Origin of the sequence: Nonomuraea coxensis DSM 45129 (genome assembly GCF_019397265.1) — a bacterium.
GTDB lineage: Bacteria > Actinomycetota > Actinomycetes > Streptosporangiales > Streptosporangiaceae > Nonomuraea > Nonomuraea coxensis.
The window spans coordinates 5,641,020-5,659,013 of the sequence record NZ_CP068985.1 but is presented as its reverse complement, the minus strand read 5'-3'; the positions used below and the strand labels follow the sequence as shown (position 1 = coordinate 5,659,013).

The 17,994-nt window shown below is 74.9% G+C and carries 17 protein-coding genes; 13 read left to right on the top strand and 4 right to left on the bottom strand.

All coding sequences use genetic code 11. From position 1 onward, the window contains the following. Window positions 1–73 precede the first annotated feature (73 nt). From Nocox_RS26540 to Nocox_RS26485, 12 genes are all read left to right on the top strand, one after another. On the top strand, window positions 74–394 hold the full coding sequence (locus Nocox_RS26540) for a phosphopantetheine-binding protein (protein WP_020547523.1): 321 nt from the start codon (window positions 74–76) through the stop codon (window positions 392–394). Next, window positions 391–1,722 carry a glycosyltransferase gene (locus Nocox_RS26535; protein ID WP_020547524.1) on the top strand — a complete coding sequence of 444 codons (1,332 nt, stop codon included), beginning with the start codon at window positions 391–393 and terminating at the stop codon, window positions 1,720–1,722. Before Nocox_RS26540 ends, Nocox_RS26535 begins: the two co-directional genes overlap by 4 nt. After that, entirely contained in the window at window positions 1,719–3,002 is a 1,284-nt protein-coding gene (locus Nocox_RS26530) for a glycosyltransferase family 4 protein (protein WP_020547525.1), read from the top strand. The genes Nocox_RS26535 and Nocox_RS26530 overlap by 4 nt, the downstream gene beginning before the upstream one ends. Further along, window positions 2,999–3,934, top strand: a complete 936-nt coding sequence (locus tag Nocox_RS26525; RefSeq protein ID WP_020547526.1) for a thiamine pyrophosphate-dependent dehydrogenase E1 component subunit alpha — start codon at window positions 2,999–3,001, stop codon at window positions 3,932–3,934. Before Nocox_RS26530 ends, Nocox_RS26525 begins: the two co-directional genes overlap by 4 nt. Beyond that, a complete protein-coding gene (locus Nocox_RS26520; RefSeq protein WP_020547527.1) occupies window positions 3,931–4,935 on the top strand; it encodes an alpha-ketoacid dehydrogenase subunit beta in 1,005 nt (334 codons plus the stop codon). The genes Nocox_RS26525 and Nocox_RS26520 overlap by 4 nt, the downstream gene beginning before the upstream one ends. Next, window positions 4,932–6,134, top strand: coding sequence for a 2-oxo acid dehydrogenase subunit E2 (locus Nocox_RS26515; protein WP_020547528.1), 1,203 nt, complete (start codon window positions 4,932–4,934; stop codon window positions 6,132–6,134). Before Nocox_RS26520 ends, Nocox_RS26515 begins: the two co-directional genes overlap by 4 nt. Next, entirely contained in the window at window positions 6,131–7,522 is a 1,392-nt protein-coding gene (locus tag Nocox_RS26510) for a condensation domain-containing protein (RefSeq protein ID WP_157383495.1), read from the top strand. The genes Nocox_RS26515 and Nocox_RS26510 overlap by 4 nt, the downstream gene beginning before the upstream one ends. Window positions 7,523–7,646: 124 nt before the next feature. After that, complete coding sequence (locus tag Nocox_RS26505; RefSeq protein ID WP_020547530.1) at window positions 7,647–9,290, top strand: SpoIIE family protein phosphatase; 1,644 nt, start codon at window positions 7,647–7,649, stop codon at window positions 9,288–9,290. Next, window positions 9,287–10,390, top strand: a complete 1,104-nt coding sequence (locus tag Nocox_RS26500) for a cobalamin B12-binding domain-containing protein (RefSeq protein WP_020547531.1) — start codon at window positions 9,287–9,289, stop codon at window positions 10,388–10,390. The genes Nocox_RS26505 and Nocox_RS26500 overlap by 4 nt, the downstream gene beginning before the upstream one ends. Next, complete coding sequence (locus Nocox_RS26495; protein ID WP_020547532.1) at window positions 10,387–10,758, top strand: STAS domain-containing protein; 372 nt, start codon at window positions 10,387–10,389, stop codon at window positions 10,756–10,758. Before Nocox_RS26500 ends, Nocox_RS26495 begins: the two co-directional genes overlap by 4 nt. A 49-nt stretch (window positions 10,759–10,807) precedes the next feature. Further along, window positions 10,808–11,518 carry a hypothetical protein gene (locus Nocox_RS26490; protein ID WP_051112790.1) on the top strand — a complete coding sequence of 237 codons (711 nt, stop codon included), beginning with the start codon at window positions 10,808–10,810 and terminating at the stop codon, window positions 11,516–11,518. Next, complete coding sequence (locus Nocox_RS26485) at window positions 11,503–11,865, top strand: lytic transglycosylase domain-containing protein (RefSeq protein ID WP_020547533.1); 363 nt, start codon at window positions 11,503–11,505, stop codon at window positions 11,863–11,865. Before Nocox_RS26490 ends, Nocox_RS26485 begins: the two co-directional genes overlap by 16 nt. Before the next feature lie 16 nt (window positions 11,866–11,881). Here the strand turns inward: Nocox_RS26485 and Nocox_RS26480 are convergent, their stop codons facing one another. Next, on the bottom strand, window positions 11,882–13,672 hold the full coding sequence (locus tag Nocox_RS26480) for a glycoside hydrolase family 15 protein (protein WP_020547534.1): 1,791 nt from the start codon (window positions 13,670–13,672) through the stop codon (window positions 11,882–11,884). 36 nt (window positions 13,673–13,708) lie between these two features. Then, complete coding sequence (yczE, locus tag Nocox_RS26475; RefSeq protein WP_020547535.1) at window positions 13,709–14,314, bottom strand: membrane protein YczE; 606 nt, start codon at window positions 14,312–14,314, stop codon at window positions 13,709–13,711. A 62-nt stretch (window positions 14,315–14,376) separates the two neighbouring features. Here yczE and yczR point away from each other — a divergent pair, with 62 nt between their 5' ends. Next, the gene (yczR, locus tag Nocox_RS26470) at window positions 14,377–15,813 is read left to right on the top strand and encodes a MocR-like transcription factor YczR (RefSeq protein ID WP_020547536.1); all 1,437 of its coding nucleotides are present in this window, start codon (window positions 14,377–14,379) and stop codon (window positions 15,811–15,813) included. Window positions 15,814–15,822: 9 nt separating this feature from the next. Here yczR and Nocox_RS26465 read toward each other — a convergent pair whose 3' ends face one another. Both Nocox_RS26465 and Nocox_RS26460 read right to left on the bottom strand, forming a co-directional pair. Further along, window positions 15,823–16,374, bottom strand: coding sequence for a trimeric intracellular cation channel family protein (locus Nocox_RS26465; protein ID WP_246649551.1), 552 nt, complete (start codon window positions 16,372–16,374; stop codon window positions 15,823–15,825). A gap of 66 nt (window positions 16,375–16,440) precedes the next feature. Next, a complete protein-coding gene (locus Nocox_RS26460) occupies window positions 16,441–17,934 on the bottom strand; it encodes a peptide MFS transporter (RefSeq protein WP_020547538.1) in 1,494 nt (497 codons plus the stop codon). Between the last annotated feature and the right edge of the window lie 60 nt (window positions 17,935–17,994).

Sequence of the window (17,994 nt, the reverse complement as noted above, 5' to 3'; positions counted from 1 at the left end):
AGCGCTCCCAACTAGACAGCCCTGCCCTCTGAACCTCCGGAGAACGGTAATGACACCGACCGAGGAAGCCGTCATGGGGATCTGGACCGGCCTCCTGAGCACTCCTCCGCGCTCCCTCGCCGACGACTTCTTCGCGCTCGGCGCGCAGTCGCTCACGGTCGTGCGCTTCCTCGCCGAGGTGCAGGAGCGGTACGGCGTGGAGCTCCCCGTGGACGAGCTGTTCGCCGGCGACTTCACCGTCGCGGCGGCCGCCAGGCTCATCGACGAGACGCTGCTCGGCGAGGTCACCGAGGACCAGCTCGCCGAACTGCTCGACGAACTGGAGGGCATGTCCGAGGACGAGGTGCGGGCCCTGCTGGACGAGGGCACCCCGCTCGGCGAGTCCTCGCCGTGACGCCCGGCGGCCCGCTCACCCGCGTCCTGCTGGTGGCGCACGGCAGCGACGGCGACGTGCTGCCGTTCGTCCGGCTGGGAGGCGTGCTGCGCGAGCGCGGGCACGACGTGACCCTGCTGACCCACGCCCCCTACCGGGAGCGGGTGGAGGCGGCGGGCCTGGACTTCGTCCCCGTCGACACCCACGACGCCTTCGCCCGCTACTCCGCGGACACCGCGCTCCTCCCCGACGGCCTCGGCACCCTCGACTGGCTGTCCTTCTACCGGCGCAACCACCTGTTCGAGCAGTTCGCGGGCGAATGCCGGGCCCTCGTGGCCCGGGTCGTCCCGGGCCGGACGGTCCTCGCCGGGCGGCACACCTCCGCCCTGTCGGTCCTCGCCGCACGCGAGCTGACGGGCGCGCCGGCCGCGTGGATCGCCGTCGCGCCCATCCAGCCGCTGGCCGCCGAGGTCGCCCGCCACCTGCACCAGCACGTCCTCGGGCCCGGCATCGACGCGGTGCGCGGCGACCTCGGGCTGCCTCGCGTGCCCGACTGGCGGGCCTGGTTCTCCTCCGCCGACCTGCGGCTCGGGCTCTGGCCGCGCTGGTTCGACGCGGCGGGACCCGCCACCGGGCCGGCCATGCGGCTGACCGGCTTCCCGCTGCCCGACGACGACTCCGCGGACCCCGTACCGGCCGAGGCCGCGGAGCTGCTGGACGGGACGGTCCGGCCGGTGCTGATCACCGGAGGCACCGGGCGCATGCTGCGCCCCGGCTTCCACGACGCCGCGCTGGCCGGCTGCCGGCGGGCCGGGCTGCCCGCGCTGCTCGTCGCCCCGCACGCCGAGTCGGTGCCGCGGCCGCTGCCGCCCCACGTGCGGCGCTTCGCGCGGCTGCCGTTCCGCGAGGTCGTCCCCCAGGTCGCGGCGGTGCTCCACCACGGCGGGATCGGCACGCTGACCCGGGCGCTCGCGGCCGGGACCCCGCAGGTGATCCTCGCCCACGGAGCCGACCGGCCCGACAACGCCGCCCGGCTGGAGAAGCAGGGCCTCGCCCGGTGGCTTCCCGAGGAGCGCTGGGACGCCGGCGAGGTGGCGGAGGCGCTGCGCGCGGCCCTGCGCGACGGCCGCCACCCGCCCAGGACGGGACCCCGCGACGCCGCCGACGGTCTCGCCCTGGCCGCCACCCACCTGGAACGCCTCCTCCACGGCCCGGCCCGTCTCGGCGAACCTCTCACCGAGGAGGAGCAGGGCGGCGAGGCGAGGAGGCGGTTGGCCGCGCTGCCCGCCGAGCGGCGCAGGCTGGTGGCCGCGCGCCTGCGCCGGCCGGCCGGGCAGGAGGCGTCGTGAGGATCCTGCTGGCGCAGAACCTGATCCACCTGCCCTCCCACGGCGGCGCCAACAAGTCGAACCGCCTGCTCATGGAGCGTCTCGCCGCCCGCGGCCACGAGGTGCACGTGGTGGCCCCGCTCTCCGGCGCCCTCGCCACCGGCCCGTCGTCCGCCGCCGGCCTGGCCGCCGCCCTCGGCGAGCTGACCCGGCGGGGCGCGAGGATGATCACCTCCGCTGGTCCTGACGAGGTCGCCTACCTGTACCACGGAGTTCTCGTCCACGCCGTCACCGACCCGGCGGCGCTGCCCCGGCGGGTCGCGGAGGTGGCGGCGCGCCTCGTGCCCGACTGGACGCTGGTCCCGTCCGACGACCCCGGCCTGGTGGTCCTCGGCGCGGCGCTGCGCGCGACCCCGGGGCGGGTCGTCTACCTGGTCCACACCCTTCAGCAGCTCCCTTTCGGGCCGGGCGCGTTCTACCCGAGCGCGGCCGGCACCCGGATGGTCCGCCGCGCGGCCGGCGTCGTGGCCGTCAGCCGCGCGGCGCGGGACCACTGCCGGCGGTACGCCGATCTGCACTCCACGGTGATTTATCCGCATATATACGACGACGACCCGCCCGCCACCGCCCCCACCGCCCCGTACGTCACCATGATCAACCCCTGCGGCTACAAGGGCCTGCCGATCCTCCTCGGCCTCGCCGACGCCTGCCCGGACCTCACCTTCCAGGCCGTCCCGACCTGGGGCGCCACCGCCGAGGAGCGCGCGGCCCTCGTCCGCCGCCCCAACATCCGCCTCACCCCGCCCGCCGACGACCTCGGCCCGGTCCTGGCCGCCACCCGCGTCCTGCTCATGCCCTCCCTCTGGGACGAGACCTTCGGCTACACCTGCGTCGAGGCCATGCTGCGCGGCGTCCCCGTCCTCGCCGCCGACGTGGGCGGCCTGGCGGAGGCCAAGCGCGGCGTGCCGTACCTGCTGCCGGTCGCCCCCATCGAGCGGTACGAGGCCGCCGCCGGACACGCCCGCCCCGTCCCCGTCGTGCCCGCCCAGGACCTGACCCCCTGGCTGGGCGCCCTGCGCCGGCTCATGGACGACCCCGCCCACCACGCCGCCCTGGCCGCCCGATCCGCGGACGCCGCCCGCGCGTTCGTCAGGGGACTGGACCGGGACGCGCTGGAGGCGTACCTGACCGCGCTGACGCCCGCAAGACGGCGGCCGGACCCGCCGCCCGACCCGCACCGGCGGGCCGCGCTGGCCAGGCTCGCCGCCGCCCGCGCCGCCGAGAAGGGAGCCGCCCGATGACCGGCACGATCGTCGAGGGCGTCGAGCACGGCGGCCTCAGCCCGCTCGCCCCGGCGGACCTCGACCGCCTGCTGCTCATCAGGCACTTCGAGAACGCCCTGCTCCGGCTGTTCGGCGAGGGCCTGCTCAGCGGCACCACGCACACCTGCCTCGGCCAGGAGCACGTCCCGGTCGCGCTCAACCCCCTCCTGCGCGAGGACGACTTCACCTTCAGCCACCACCGCGGCCACGGCCACTTCCTGGCCCGCTACGGCGAGGAGGCAGGCGCGCTGCTCGCCGAGATCATGGGCCGCAGGGGCGCGCTCTGCGACGGCGTGGGCGGCAGCCAGCACATCTACCACCGCACGTTCCTGTCCACCGGCGTGCAGGGCGAGAGCCTGCCCGTCGCGGTCGGCATGGCGCTGCGGCTGCGCAGGGCCGGGCACGGCGCGCTGGCCTGCGCCTACCTCGGCGACGGCACGTGGGGCGAGGGCTCGGTCTACGAGGCGCTCAACCTGGCCGCGCTGTGGGGCGCGCCGCTGCTGGTCGTCGTGGAGAACAACGGCATCGCCCAGTCCACGCCCACCGAGCGCGGCCTGGCCGGCACGATCGAGGGGCGGGTGGCCGCGTTCGGCATCCCGTACCTGCGGATCGACTCGATCGACCTGACCGCCGTCAGGACCGCGCTGGCCGGACCGGTCGCCGCCGTCAGGAAGGACGCCTTCCCTCTCGTGGTGGAGTTCGTGACACGGCGGCTCGGGCCGCACAGCAAGGGCGACGACACGCGCACCGCCGACGAGCTGCGGCGGGCCAGGGCCGGCGACTGGTACGAGCGCTACGCCGCCGCCTTCCCGCGCCGTTTCGCCGAGGCCGACAAGACGTGGCGGCGGTACGTGGACGACCTGGTCGCCGAGGTCTCGGCGCGGCCCCCGGCGCAGTGGACGGTGCGATGAGGGAGCCCGTACGCGCGGAGCGGGTGTCGGAACACCTGAACCGCGCGCTGCACGACGTCCTGGCCGCCGACCCCACGGTCCACGTGCTGGGCGAGGACATCGCCGACCCGTACGGGGGCGCGTTCAAGATCACGAAGGGGCTGTCGTCGCGGTTCGGCGAGCGGGTGCGCTCCACCCCGATCAGCGAGGCCGCCATCGTCGGCGCGGGCGCCGGGCTGGCGCTCGGCGGTGACAAGGCCATCGTCGAGATCATGTTCGCCGACTTCGTGACGCTCGCCTTCGACCAGCTCATGAACTTCGCCGCCAAGTCGGCCACCATGTACGGCCGCCCGGTGCCGATGCCGCTGGTCGTCCGCAGCCCGTCGGGCGGCCGGCGCGGCTACGGGCCGACGCACAGCCAGAGCCCGCAGAAGCACTTCCTCGGCGTCCCCGGGCTGTCGGTGCTGGAGCTGACCCCGTTCCACGACGCCCGCGCCCTGCTGGAGGACGCCTTCGCCGCCGGGCGGCCGGCCCTGCTGTTCGAGGACAAGGTGCTCTACACGCGGCGCATGTTCCGCGACGGCGTCGTGGACGAGCTGTTCCGCTACGAGCTCGTGGACGGCGTCGCCCGCGTGGCCGTCGAGGGCGTCGCCGGCCACGACTGCACGATCATCGCCCCCGGCGGCATGGCCCACCGCGCGCTGGAGGCGATGCGGGAGCTGCTGCTGGAGCACGACGTGCTGTGCGAGCTGCTGGTGCCCGCCCGGCTCTACCCGTTCGACCTCGGGGGCGCGCTGCCGCGTGGCCGGCACGTGTGCGTCGCCGAGGACGGCACCGCCGGCGCCACGTGGGGCGCGGAGGTGGCCACCCGGCTCTACCCCGTCCTGTGGGGGCGGCTGGCGCGGCCGATCACGCTCGTCAGCGCCGCCGACAGCGTCATCCCGGCGGCGCCGCACCTGGAGCACGAGGTGCTCGTGCACGCCGACACCATCCGCCTGGCCGTTCTGGAGGCGCTGGCATGAACGCGGTCGTCGTTCCCAAGATCAACAGCAATGACGCCCGCTACCTGCTGGTGGAGTGGGTGGCCGCCGACGGGGCCACGGTGCGGCCCGGCGACGTCCTGGCGCTCATCGAGACGTCCAAGACCGTGGAGGAGCTGGCCGCCGAGGGCGGCGGCGTGCTGCGGCACCGGGTGGCGGCGGGCGACGAATGCCTCCCCGGCCAGACCATCGCCGACCTCGCCGACCTCAGCGACCTCGCGGGCCCTGGGGAGGCCGGCGTACCCGCCGCCGGGCTCGCGGCGGCGGGCGGGAGCGACGTGGCGGAGGACGGGGTGATGATCACCGCGCCGGCCCGCCGGCTCATGGACGAGCTCGGGATCGGCGAGGCCGCCGTACGCGCCCTGGGCAGGAGGATCATCCGCCGCGACGACGTGGCGGCCCTCGCCCGACCGGCCCTCGACCGCCCCGCCCCCGCCGATCCCGCTCCCGCTCCCGCTCCCAGTCCCGCTCCCGATGCCGCTTCCGATGACGAGGAGATCGTCTTGCCCGTGTCACAGCGGCGGGTCGCCGACGTGGTGGCCCGCGCCCACCGGGAGGTCCCGGCCGCCTACACCGTCGTCAAGGTCGACGTGGAGGACGCGCTGCGGCTCGCCCGCGAGCTGACCCCCGCCCTGCGCGCCCTGATCGGCCTGCCGGAGCTGCTGGTCAAGGCCGTGGCGGGCCTCGTGGGCCGGTTCGAGCTGCTGTTCGCCACGCCGGTCGGCCCCGGCCGGGTCCGCCGCGCCTCCACCGCGCACGTCGGCGTGACCATGGACGTCGGCAAGGGCCTGTCCGTGCCGGTCGTCCACGACGCCACGGGCCGCACGCTGCGCGAGATCTCGCGGACGCTGATGGCGTACCGGATGGCGGCGCTGCGCGGCGGCCTGCGCGAGGAGGACCTGTCCGGCGGCAACGTCACCCTCACCCTGCACAACGAGAGCACGGTCACGCTGGCCGTCCCCATCGTCTTCCCCGGCCAGCTCTGCGCCCTGTCCCTGGCGGCCCCGCAGCAGGAGCTCGTCCCCGCGGAGGGACCGGCCGGGTTCGCCGTCCGGCACACCGTGCACCTCGGCCTCGCCTACGACCACCGCTATGTCAACGGCCACGACGCGATCGTCTTCCTCGACGCGCTCCGCGCCGCGCTCGAAGCGCCCGCCGCCCTGGCCGCGGACCGCTCGTGACGCACCCAGCAGAGTCGCCCGCCGAGGTGCCCGCCGACCGGCGGGAGCTGATGGCCCGGCTGCTCGCCCGCAAGGCCGCCGCCGCTGCCGTCCCCGTCCTGCCGCGCACCGGCGAGCCGATGGAGTGCTCGCACGAGCAGCGCCGCGTCTGGCTGGCCGCCCAGGCCGCCCCGGAGACCGCGCCGCCGAACGTCACCCTGGGCCTCGCCGTCACCGGCGAGCTGGACCTGCCGCGCCTCGCGGCCGCGCTTGCCGCGCTGGTGGCCCGGCACGAGGCGCTCCGCACCTGGTACGTCGCCGCCGACGGCCTGCCGCGCCAGGCGGTCCGCCCGGCCCAGCCGGTGCCCCTGGAGCTCGTGGACCTCACCTGCCTGCCGGAGCCCGAACGCGAGCCCGAGGCGCTGGCCCTCGCCCTCGCGGCGGCGGGGGAGCGGTTCGACCTGGAGCGCGGGCCGCTGCTGCGGCTCACCGTGTACCGCGTCGGGCCGCTCGACCACCGCCTCCTCCTCGTCTGCCACCACATCGCCTGCGACGGGAGCGGCGTGGCGCTGGTCGCGGCCGACCTCGCCGCCGCGTACGCGGGCGAGGAGCTGCCGCCGCCGCCCGCCCTCCAGTACGCCGACTACGCCGCCTGGTCCCTGCGCCGGGCGGCCGAGCGGGCACCGCGCCGGCTGCCGTACTGGAGGGAACGCCTGGCCGGCCTGGAACCGCTGTTCCCTCGCCTGCCCGCGGTCCCGGCCGCCCAGGGCCGGGCGTCGGCGACGGCACGGGTGCGCGTCGGGCGGCCCGTCGTCGAGCGGCTGCGCGGCGGAGGGGGTGACGGCCCGGCGGGGGGCGGGCCCGTCACGCCCTTCGCCGCGCTGCTGGCCGCGTACCTGGTGCTGCTGCACGAGATCAGCGGCCGGCGCGACCTCGTGACGGGCGCCGTCACCTCCGGGCGCGGCCGCCGCGAGCTGGAGCCGGTCGTCGGCTCGTTCGTCAACCTGGTGCCGCTGCGCGTCGGGCTGGACGGCCTGACCGGCTTCCCCGCCCTGCTCGCCCGCGTCCGCGAGACCGTGGCGGGAGCGCTGGCCAACGAGATCCCGTTCGACGCGCTCGTCTCGGGGCTCGGCGGGCACCGGCTGCCGGGCGTGCACCCCTCCTTCCACGCGGCCTTCGTGCACCGGGGCGATCCGGCGCCGCCGGCCGGCTGGGCCGGTCTCGACGTGCGGGTGTGGGAGCACGAGGTGGACGACGGCGGCTTCGACCTCGGGCTGACGGCGACGCCGCGCGGCGGGACGTACGAGCTGGCGCTGACCGGCCGCCTGGCCCGCTTCACCGCCTCCGACCTGGCCGTGCTCGCCAAGCGGCTGGCCGCCGTCGTGGAGGGCCCTTACCTGCCGGGCTGATCGCGGCCGGTGGGCGGCGCCGCAACGGCGAGGCTCGGCTACAGTGGATGAAATCGGTCAAAGAACCTCTACGACACGAGGAGGCAGAGCCCGTCCAGGCGGGCTCGCTGTTGTGACAGGTCTCATGAGCGGCCTTGGACAGGACGGAGCCGGCGCCCTGTGGCGTGGCTCCCCCCACCCGGTTCTGGTGGTCGACGCCGCGGGCCTGATCATCCGAGCCAACGACGCCGCGCTGCGGCTGCTGCCCGCGGCGCACCCCGGAGCGTCGCTGGCGGACGCCGCGCCCGCCTGGCTGTCCTGCGCCCACACCCGCGCCCTCGGCCCTGTCCTCGTCTCCGGCTCAGCCGCCGGCGACCTGCGTGAACGCGGCCCCGTCGGGCCGGCCACCGTCGAGGCGCGGCCGGTGCGCGAGGGCGACGCCATCGCCTGGTGGCTCGACGACGTCACCGACCTCGAACGCGCCACCCGGGCGCTGCGGCTCGAACGCGAGCGGACCGCGTTCCTCGACACCGCCTCCGGCGAACTGCTGTCCTCGCTCAACCTCGACCGCTGCATGGAGGTGACCGCCCGCCTGGCCGCCCGCCACCTGGCCGACGCCGCGCTGGTCATCCTGCCCCCCTACCGCCGCCGGCATCCGATCGCCTACTGCGGCCAGGACGGCGTCGTCATCCGCGAGGAACTGGCGGTCGACCCCGAGGGCGTGCCCGGCCTCGCCGAGGCGCTGCAGGGCTACCCGCCGCTGCCCTCCCGCTGGATCGATCCCGCCACCGCGCCGGACTGGCTGGCCCGCGACGGGCTCGGCGAGATCGGCTCGATGGTGGTGAGCGCCCTGCCCGGGCACGGCGTCCCCGCCGGGGCGCTCGTCCTGCTGCGCCGCGGCGGCCAGGCCGGCTTCTCCGAGGGCGAGGAGGTCTTCGCCCGGCTGTTCGCGGCCCGCGCGGGCGCCGCCATGTCCGCCGCCCGCCTGTACGCCGAACAGGCCGCCATCACCGAGACCCTGATGCGCGAGCTCCTGCCGCCCCGCGTCCGCAACCTGCACGGCGTCGAGGTGGCCGCCCGCTACCGCCCCTCCGAGCAGACCGCCCGCGTCGGCGGCGACTTCTACGACCTGCACGCCCACGCGGATCCCGGCGGGGAGTCGCTGGTGGTGCTCGGCGACGTGGCCGGCAAGGGCCTGGAGGCCGCCGTGCTCACCGGCAAGATCCGGCACACGCTGCACGCGCTGCTGCCGCAGGCCGACGACCACCAGCGGGTGCTCGAACTGCTCAACGGCGTGCTGCTGACCGGCGGCGACCGCACCCGCTTCGTCACGCTCGTCCTGGCCTCGCTGCTGCGGGTCGGCAACCGGGTACGGCTCCGCCTCACCAGCGCCGGGCACGCGCCGCCGCTCGTCGTGCGCGCCGACGGGCGCGTCGAGGAGGCCCGTACCAGAGGCACCATCATCGGCATGCTGGAGCGCGTCACCAGCGTCACCGACACCGTGCTGCTCGAACCCGGCGAGACGTGCCTGTTCTACACCGACGGCATCAGCGAGGCCAGGGGAGGCCCGCTGGGCGACGAGATGTACGGCGACGAGCGGCTGAAGGAGGAGCTGCGGCAGTGCGGCGGCATGCCCCCCGAGGCGATCGCCGAACGGGTGGAGATGCTGGCCTCCCAGTGGGTAAGAGGTGGCGACCACGACGACATGGCCGTCATCGCCATCACCGCGCCGCGCGGCGCGCACCTCAGCGCGGTGGGAGGCAACGGCCGGGGAAGGTTCACCGCATGACGTGCACAGACGAGCTCCCCTCCGGGCTCTCCGCCTGGAGGGACAAGCTCTGGAACGCCGCCGTCGCCGGCGACGAGTACGCCGCCTCCGACGCCGCGCTCGCCGCGCTCGACTCCGGCATCCCTCTGGAGACCCTGCTCCTGGAGGTCGTCGCGCCCGTGCAGGGCCGGGTCGGCAGCGAGTGGGAGGCCAACCGGCTCACCGTGGCGCAGGAGCACGCCGCGACCGCCGTCAACGAGCGGGTGCTGGCCGCGCTCGCCCACCACCCCGTGGCCCGCGCCGCCGCCTCCCGCCCGCCCGCCGGCCGGGTCGCGGTCGCCTGCATCGACGGCGAGTGGCACGCCATGCCCGCCCGGATCCTGTCCGAGGTGCTGCGGCTGCGCGGCTGGCGGGTCGACTACCTGGGCGCCCAGGTGCCGACGCCGCACCTCATCGCCCACCTGCACCGTACGGCCTGCGACGTGGTCGCGCTGTCCAGCTCCATCCCCATCCGGCTGCCCACCGCGCACGCGGCCATCACCGCCTGCCAGGCGACCGGCACCCCGGTGATGGCCGGCGGCGCGGCCTTCGGGCCCGGCGGCCGTTACGCCCGCCTGCTCGGCGCGGACGCCTGGGCCCCGGACGGCGGGGCCGCCGCCGACCGCCTGGCGGCCGGCCCGCTGCCCCGCCCGCCCGCTCCCCGCCAGGCCGCGGACGACCTGCCGCACCTGGACGACCAGGAGTACACCATGGTCAGCCGGTCGGCGCGGCGGCTGGTCAGGGACGTGATGAACGGTCTGGAGGAGCGCGTCCCGGCGATGGCGGCGTACACGCCGCAGCAGCGCAGGCACACCGCCGAGGACATCGCGCACATCGTCGACTTCCTGGCCGCCGCGCTCTACGTGGACGACCCCGAGCTGTTCGGCAGCTTCCTCGGCTGGACGGCGGGGGTGCTGGTCGCCCGGGGCGTCCCCGCCGGTACGCTGCTGCCCGCGCTCGACCTGCTCGGCGGGCGGCTGGAGGAATTTCCACGGGCCACGGCCATGATGACGCACGGGCGGGACGCCGTCCGCGCCGCGTCCCCCTCCCCGTTCCCCGGACATCCCGGAAAGACCGCATGACCGCCTTCGTCCCCCTCCCGCTGACCCTCGTCCTGGACCCGTCCGGCCCGGGGGCGCTGCGCGTCGCCGTCGGCGGCGACCTCGACTTCACCACCGCCGGGGAACTGCTCACCACCGTCGTCGCCGCGCTGGACGGCGGGGGCCTGACCGACGTGCGCCTCGACTGCGGCGGGCTGCGCATCTGCGACTCCAGCGGGTTGTCGGCCCTGCTGACCGTCCACCGGCAGGTCACGGAGGCCGGGGCGCGGCTGCACCTGGACGACCGGCCCGCCGCGCTGGACCGGCTGCTGGACGTCAGCGGCACCTACGAGCACCTCACCGGCGAGCCCGCCACGTCCGACCGGTGGCACTCCACCACCCCCGACTGAGGCGCGGGACGCCGCCTCCGGGGGCATGATCCGGGTAGGTTGGCCGACCATGAAGGACCAGCGACCCCCGACCACCCCCGGCACCCCGCTCCCGCCGCAGGCCGGCCCGCCATGGGGCCGCCTGACCAGGGGGACCGGCGCCGCCCGCGCCCGCCGGCCTGTCAGCCTCGCGCTGGTGGCCGCGACGGCCGCCGTCAGCGCGCTGACCGGCTGCGGCGCGGCCTCGCCGGCCGCCCACCCGGCCGGCGCGACGTCCGCGACGCGGACCGGAGAGCCGTCCGGTGAAGGGTCCGACGGGCGGTCCGGCGGGCCGGACGAGGCGGGGCCGGCGCGCCCGACGGCGGAGGCCGGAGCCGGTCGGGCCCTTCCCGCCCCCGGCGAGCCGCTTCCCGCCACGCCCGCCCGCCTGGCCACCGCCCTGCGCGAGACGACGGCCGCGCTCGACGAGGCCATCGACCGCTGGAAGCCGGCCAAGGGCGGCCCGCCGCGTGACGTCGAGCTGCTGGCCCTCTACCAGCAGCGCCTCTACCGCCACGCCGCCCGCCACCGCACCCTCGCCGACCGCGCCTTCGCCCGCCTCCCCGCGGCCCTGGCGGGACAGGCCAGGGACAACGTCGCCGCCATCCGCGAGCTGCTCGCCCTGGCCCGCCCCATCAAGCCTTCAAGGTCCAGCCGGCCCGCCCGGCCGCCGAGCTGCTCGGGTACTTCAAGCGCGGCGAGCGCCGCTTCGGGGTGGAGTGGGAGGTGCTGGCCGCCGTGATGCTCGCCGAGACGAAGTTCGGCCGGGTGCGCTCCGACAGCCACGCGGGCGCCCAGGGCCCGATGCAGTTCATGCCGGCGACCTGGCGGGCGTACGGGATGGGCGGCGACGTCCAGGACCCCCGGGACGCGATCATGGGCGCGGCCAACTACCTCCGCGCCAGCGGCGCGCCCCGCGACTACCGCCGGGCCCTGCACGCCTACAACCCGTCGCGGGCGTACGTGAACGCGATCCTCCTGCACGCCCGCCGGATGAAACGCGACCCGCGCGCCTACTACGCCTACTACAACTGGCAGGTCTTCGTGCTCACGACGGAGGGCGAGCGCCGCCTGACCGGCCCGAAGTAGCGGGGCCCGCGCGGCCTCATCCGGTCGTGACGCCGGCCTCGCCGGCCAGGGGGGACGACAGCGCGCGGGCGGCGTGCACCAGCGGCACGTGGCTGAAGGCCTGCGGGAAGTTGCCGACCAGCCGCCCGTAGCGGGGGTCGTACTCCTCGGCCAGCAGCCCGACGTCGTTGCGCAGCTCCAGCAGCCGCTCGAACAGCTCCGCCGCCTCCTCCTTGCGCCCCTGCATCGCCATCACCTCGACCAGCCAGAAGCTGCACGCGAGGAAGGCGCCCTCGCCGCCGGGCAGGCCGTCGACGTCGTTGTCCTCGGCGATCGGGTAGCGCAGGACGAAGCCGTCCGACAGGAGCTGCTTCTCGATCGCGGCGACCGTGCCCAGCACGCGGGGGTCGTCGGCGGGCAGGAAGCCGACCATGGGGATCATCAGCAGCGCCGCGTCCAGCTCGGACGACCCGTACGACTGGGTGAAGGTGTTGCGCGCGTCGTCGTAGCCCTTGTCGCAGATCTCCCGGTGGATGACGTCGCGCAGCGTGCGCCACTTCTCGACGGGGCCGGTGCGGCCGAAGCGCTCGACGTACTTGACGGCCCGGTCGAGCGCCGCCCAGCACATCACCTTGGAGTGGACGAAGTGCCGGCGCGGCCCGCGCACCTCCCACAGGCCCTCGTCGGGCTCGTCCCAGTGCTCCTCCACGTAGTCGAGGAGCTGGCGCTGGATCGTCCAGGCCCGGTCGTCGGGCGCGAGGCCGCGGCTGCGCGAGACGAACAGGCAGTTCATCACCTCGCCGTACACGTCGAGCTGGAGCTGGCGGACCGCCTCGTTGCCGATCCTGACCGGGCGGGAGTCCTCGTAGCCGTCGAGCCAGTCGAGGCGCAGCTCGGGCAGGCGGCGCTCGCCGGCGACGCCGTACATGATCTGCAGGTCCTGGGGGCGTCCGGCGATGGCCCGCAGCAGCCACGACCGCCAGTCGGCGGCCTCCTCCAGGTAGCCGTTGGAGATGAGCGCGTCGAGGGTCAGCGTGGCGTCGCGCAGCCAGCAGAAGCGGTAGTCCCAGTTGCGCACGCCGCCGAGGTCCTCGGGCAGCGAGGTGGTGGGGGCGGCGACGATGCCGCCGGTCGGCGCGTACGTGAGCGCCTTCAGCGTGATGAGCGAGCGTTTCACCGCCTCCTTGTAGGGGCCCTCGTAGGTGCACCGCGCCATCCAGTCACGCCAGTACGCCTCGGTCTCGGCGAGCTGCTCCTCGCAGTCGATCGCCGGCGGCATCTCCTCGTGCGAGGGATGCCAGGTGAACACGAACGGCAGCCGCTCGCCCGCCTTGACGGTGAACGTGGCCCGGTGCGCGTAGTCGCCGCCCTTGAGTGGCACCGGCGCGTGCAGCCACACCGAGTCGGGCCCGCCGATGGCCTGGAGGTGCCCGTTCGTCCGCCGCACCCACGGCACGATCCGGCCGTAGTCGAAGCGCACCCGCAGCACGGTGGAGACCTCCACGCTGCCGGTGACGCCCTCGACGATGCGCACCACGTCGGGGTTGCGGTCGCGGGGCGGCATGAAGTCGATGATCCGCACGGTGCCCGTCGGGGTGTCCCACTCGCTCTCCAGGATGAGCGTGTCCGGGCGGTACCGCCGCCGGTCGGCGTGCTTGCGGCCGGTGGGGCCCAGCCACCAGTGCCCGTTGCGCTCGCTGCCGAGCAGGGACGAGAAGCACGCGGGGGAGTCGAACCTGGGCATGCACAGCCAGTCGATGGAGCCGTCCCTGCCCACGAGCGCGGCCGATTGCATGTCTCCGATGAGGGCGTAATCCTCGAGGCGCATGCTACGACGCTACTCGGCGCGCGGGACCTCCCGCGATCACGAAAGCGGGAACCGGCGGGCGAAGAGCTGCGTCAGCGGGCCGATGGCCAGCGCGAACACGAGGGTGCCGAGGCCGACGGTGCCGCCGAGCAGCCAGCCCGCGGTCAGGGCGGTGATCTCGATGAGGAAGCGGCCGAGCCGTACCGACAGGCCGAGCCGGGTCAGCCCGGTCATGATGCCGTCGCGCGGTCCCGGCCCCATGCCGGCGCCGATGTAGAGGACGGTGGCGAGGGCGATCGCGCAGACGCCGGCGGCCACGTACAGGGACTGGAGGGGGAGCGCGTGCGGCGTCGGCAGCAGCGCGATCGCGGCGTCGGCGAACAGGCCGAGGAACACGACGTTCGCGATCGTGCCGATGCCGGGGCGCTGGCGCAGGGGGATCCACAGCAGCATCACCAGCGCGCCGACGGCGATGATGACGGTGCCGATGGAGACGCCGGTGCGCAGGGCCACCCCCTGGTGGAAGACGTCCCACGGGCTGTTGCCGAGCCCGGACTCCACCTGGAGGGCGATGCCGGTGCCGTACAGGGCGAGGCCGCCGTGGAGGCGGGTGAGCCGGGCGGGAAGGGAACGGGGGCGGGGAAGGGTGGTGCTCTCACTCATAGTGGCCTCAGAGTGGCAGGGTTCGACTTGCCAAAACAGGGCCAATCGCGAAAAGTGGCCCTATGCGGCATCTCTCGGCGGCCCAGGTGGCCCGGCTCGCCGGCGTCGAACCCGGCGCCCGGCCCTACTACCGGGCGCTCGCCGACGGCGTGCGCGCCCGCATCATGGACGGCCAGATCCCGGTCCGCGTCCGCATGCCCGCCGAGCGCCATCTCGCCGAGGCGCTGCGGGTCAGCCGCACCACGGTCACCGCCGCCTACGACCTGCTGCGTGAGCGTGGCTACCTGGAGAGCCGCCAGGGCTCGGGGAGCTGGACCGCGCTGCCCGACCCGGCCTCCACAGCCGAGAACCCGTGGCTCAGCACCGGCGGCGACGGCCTCATCCAGCTCCAGAGCGCGGCCCCGCCGGCGCCCGCCGCGCTGCGCGAGGCGATGCTGGAGGTGGTCGAGGACCTGCCGCGCCACGCCATGGGCAACGGCTACGACCCCATGGGCCTGCCGCTGCTGCGCGAGCGGATCGCCGCCCGCTACACCGCCCGCGGCGTCGCCACCCGGCCCGAGCAGATCATCGTCACCACCGGCTCCCAGCACGCCCTCCACATCGTGCTCGGGCTGCTCGCCGGGCCGGGGGACGCGGTGGTGGTGGAGTCGCCGACCTACCCGCACGCGATCGACGCGGCCCGGCAGCGGGGCGCCCGCATCGCCCCGGTCGGCATCTCCCACGAGGGCTGGCGGCCCGACCTGCTCACGGGCGCGATGCGGCAGTCAGGGGCCCGCCTCGCCTACCTCATGCCCGACTTCCAGAACCCGACCGGCGCCCTCATGGACGACGCCACCCGCGCCGCCGTGACCGCCGCGGCCCGGCGGCACGACACGCTGCTGCTCATCGACGAGACCTGGCAGGAGCTGGCGCTGGACGAGGTGCCGGCCACCTCGCCGATGGCCGCGTTCGACACCGACAGCCGGGTGATCAGCGTCGGGTCGGCGTCCAAGCTGTGGTGGGGCGGGCTCCGGGTCGGCTGGGTCCGCACCACCGCGGCGCTGGCCCGCCGCCTCGCCCTGCACCGCTCGGCCGTCGACATCGCCTGCCCCGTGCTGGAGCAACTCGTCGTGGCGCGGCTGTTCGACCGGCTGGAGGAGACCCGCGCCGAACGCCGCCGCGCCCTGCGCGCCTCGCGCGCCGCGCTGGTCGCGGGGCTGCGCGAGCACCTGCCCGGGTGGACGTTCACGGTGCCGCGCGGCGGCGGCTCGCTCTGGGTCCGGCTGAACGGCGACGCCGCGACCCGGATCGCCGAGGCCGCCGCCGGGCACGGCGTCCGGCTCGCGCCCGGCCCCTGGTTCGGGCTGGAGGGCACGCTGGAGGGCTACCTGCGGCTGCCGTTCACCCTGCCGCCCCAGGCGCTGGCCGAGGCCGTCGTCCGCCTGCGCGCCGCCCGCGAGCACGGCCCGCTCGGCCCCGCGCTCGTCCCCGTCCCCGACGCGCTCATCGCGATGGTGTGAGCCGCCCGCTCACTCGGCGACGCCCCTGGCGACGGGGAAGCGCCAGTTGAACCGCATGGCCGTGATGCGCAGCCCGAAGGCCAGCAGCGCCGCGGCGAGGGTGGCGGGCCAGCCGTGCAGCCCGGACGACGACAGCGCCGCCATCACGCCCGACCCGAGCATCGCCGGGACCGCGTAGAGCTGGCGGTCGTAGAGCAGGGTCGGGATCTCCCCGGCCAGCACGTCCCGCAGCATGCCGCCGCCGACCGCCGTGACCACTCCCAGCAGGGCGGCGTGCAGCGGGTTGAGGCCGTACTCCAGGGCCTTCTCGGTGCCGACCGCGCAGAACAGCCCGAGCCCGGCCGCGTCCAGCACCAGGATGGCCGGCATCACCCTGGCCACGTGCGGGTGCCAGAAGAAGACGATCACCGTGGCGGCCACCGGCACCAGGATGTAGCCGAGGCTCTGGAACGCGATCGGCCGCACGTTGAGTATGAGGTCGCGGACCACGCCGCCGCCGAGGGCGGTCATCGCGGCCAGCACCAGCATGCCCACCGCGTCCAGCCGTTTCCGCACGCCCATCAGCGCGCCGGACAGTGCGAAGACGAAAATACCGACAAGATCCAGGATTTGCGACACGTTGGATTTCTACCGGATCGAGGAGGGAAGGGCCTCCGCGTGGTAGTGCTCGGCCATCAGCACCCGCAGCCGCCGCGCGAACATGAACAGCGCCAGCCCCGCCACGATCGCCATGAGCGCCAGCACCAGGTAGTAGGCGGGCTCCGACAGCACCGCGCCCAGCCGTCCCGTCTGCCCGCCGACCGCGTCGCCCACCGACACCGCGATGAACCACACGCCGAGCATCTGCGCCTTGAACGCCTCCGGCGCCAGCTTCGTCGTCACCGACAGCCCGACGGGGCTGAGCGACAGCTCGCCGAACACCTGGATCGCGTACACCAGCACCAGCCACCACACCGACACCCGCCCGGACTCGGCCAGCCCCGCCGCCACCGCCATGACCACGAAGCTCAGCCCCACCATGACCAGCGCGAAGCCGAACTTCTGCGGCGTGCTCACCCGCGTGCCCAGCTTGACCCAGAGCGCCGCGAACACCGGGACGAAGATCATGATGAGCAGCGGGTTGAACGACTGCGTCGTGGCCGGCTGGATGCGGATCCCGAACAGCGACAGGTCGGTGTGGTCGGCGGCGAAGGCCAGCAGCTTGCTCGGCGCCAGGTCGTAGATCATCCAGAAGATGGCCGCGGCCACGAAGAGCCAGATGTAGGCCTTCATCCGGTCCCGCTCCTCCTGCGACAGGTCGTGGCCGCCCATCATGATGTACGAGAAGTAGACGACCGGCACGACGAGGATGACCACGGTGATCGCGATCGTCAGCCGGTCGACCGTGAGCGTGCCGCTCGCCGCCCAGAGCGCCAGCGCGACCACGACCACGGCGGCGGCCAGACCCGCGAGGCGGCCGAAACGGCGCCGCTCGGCGGGCGACAGCCGCAGGCCGGGGCGCTCGCCGACGCCGCGCAGCGCGCGCCTGCCCCACACGTACTGGATCAGGCCGAGCGCCATGCCGACGGCCGCCGCGCTGAAGCCGAGGTGCCAGCGGTCGCCGGTGGCCAGCCAGCCGACCACGATCGGTGCGAAGAACGCCCCCAGGTTGATGCCGAGGTAGAACAGCGAGAACCCGGCGTCGCGGCGACCGTCCTCGTCCTCCGAGTAGAGCCGGCCCACCATGACCGAGATGTTCGGCTTGAGCAGCCCCGTGCCCGCGATGATCAGCAGCAGGCCGAGCCAGACGAAGGCCGGCGTCGTCACCGGGATCGCCATGCTGATGTGCCCCAGCATGATGACGAAACCGCCCCAGAACACCGACCTGCGCGCCCCGAGAATCCGGTCGGCCACCCACCCGCCCGGCAGCGCCACCAGGTAGATGAGCGCGCCGTAGACGCCGACGACCGCCTGCGCCGTCTCCGGGGACAGGCCCAGCCCCTGGCGGACCGGCGAGGCGACCATGAACGTGTAGAGGATCGCGCGCAGGCCGTACCAGCTGAACCGCTCCCACATCTCGGTGCCGAAGAGCGTCGCCAGGCCCCACGGATGACCGAAGAACGTCCTGCCGCTGCCCCGCATCGCCCCGCCCCCAACGTGACTGATCGCACCCGATCCATCACTCTACGTCAGAGATGCCGT

What these genes read in the sequence shown, in the direction of transcription:
- Nocox_RS26540 (WP_020547523.1), top strand. Translation starts at nt 74, where the DNA reads ATGGGGATCTGGACCGGCCTCCTGAGCACTCCTCCGCGCTCCCTCGCC.
- Nocox_RS26525 (WP_020547526.1), top strand. Translation starts at nt 2,999, where the DNA reads ATGACCGGCACGATCGTCGAGGGCGTCGAGCACGGCGGCCTCAGCCCG.
- Nocox_RS26520 (WP_020547527.1), top strand. Translation starts at nt 3,931, where the DNA reads ATGAGGGAGCCCGTACGCGCGGAGCGGGTGTCGGAACACCTGAACCGC.
- Nocox_RS26515 (WP_020547528.1), top strand. Translation starts at nt 4,932, where the DNA reads ATGAACGCGGTCGTCGTTCCCAAGATCAACAGCAATGACGCCCGCTAC.
- Nocox_RS26505 (WP_020547530.1), top strand. Translation starts at nt 7,647, where the DNA reads ATGAGCGGCCTTGGACAGGACGGAGCCGGCGCCCTGTGGCGTGGCTCC.
- Nocox_RS26500 (WP_020547531.1), top strand. Translation starts at nt 9,287, where the DNA reads ATGACGTGCACAGACGAGCTCCCCTCCGGGCTCTCCGCCTGGAGGGAC.
- Nocox_RS26495 (WP_020547532.1), top strand. Translation starts at nt 10,387, where the DNA reads ATGACCGCCTTCGTCCCCCTCCCGCTGACCCTCGTCCTGGACCCGTCC.
- Nocox_RS26490 (WP_051112790.1), top strand. Translation starts at nt 10,808, where the DNA reads ATGAAGGACCAGCGACCCCCGACCACCCCCGGCACCCCGCTCCCGCCG.
- Nocox_RS26480 (WP_020547534.1), bottom strand. Translation starts at nt 13,672, where the DNA reads ATGCGCCTCGAGGATTACGCCCTCATCGGAGACATGCAATCGGCCGCG.
- yczE (WP_020547535.1), bottom strand. Translation starts at nt 14,314, where the DNA reads ATGAGTGAGAGCACCACCCTTCCCCGCCCCCGTTCCCTTCCCGCCCGG.
- yczR (WP_020547536.1), top strand. Translation starts at nt 14,377, where the DNA reads ATGCGGCATCTCTCGGCGGCCCAGGTGGCCCGGCTCGCCGGCGTCGAA.
- Nocox_RS26465 (WP_246649551.1), bottom strand. Translation starts at nt 16,374, where the DNA reads ATGGGCGTGCGGAAACGGCTGGACGCGGTGGGCATGCTGGTGCTGGCC.
- Nocox_RS26460 (WP_020547538.1), bottom strand. Translation starts at nt 17,934, where the DNA reads ATGCGGGGCAGCGGCAGGACGTTCTTCGGTCATCCGTGGGGCCTGGCG.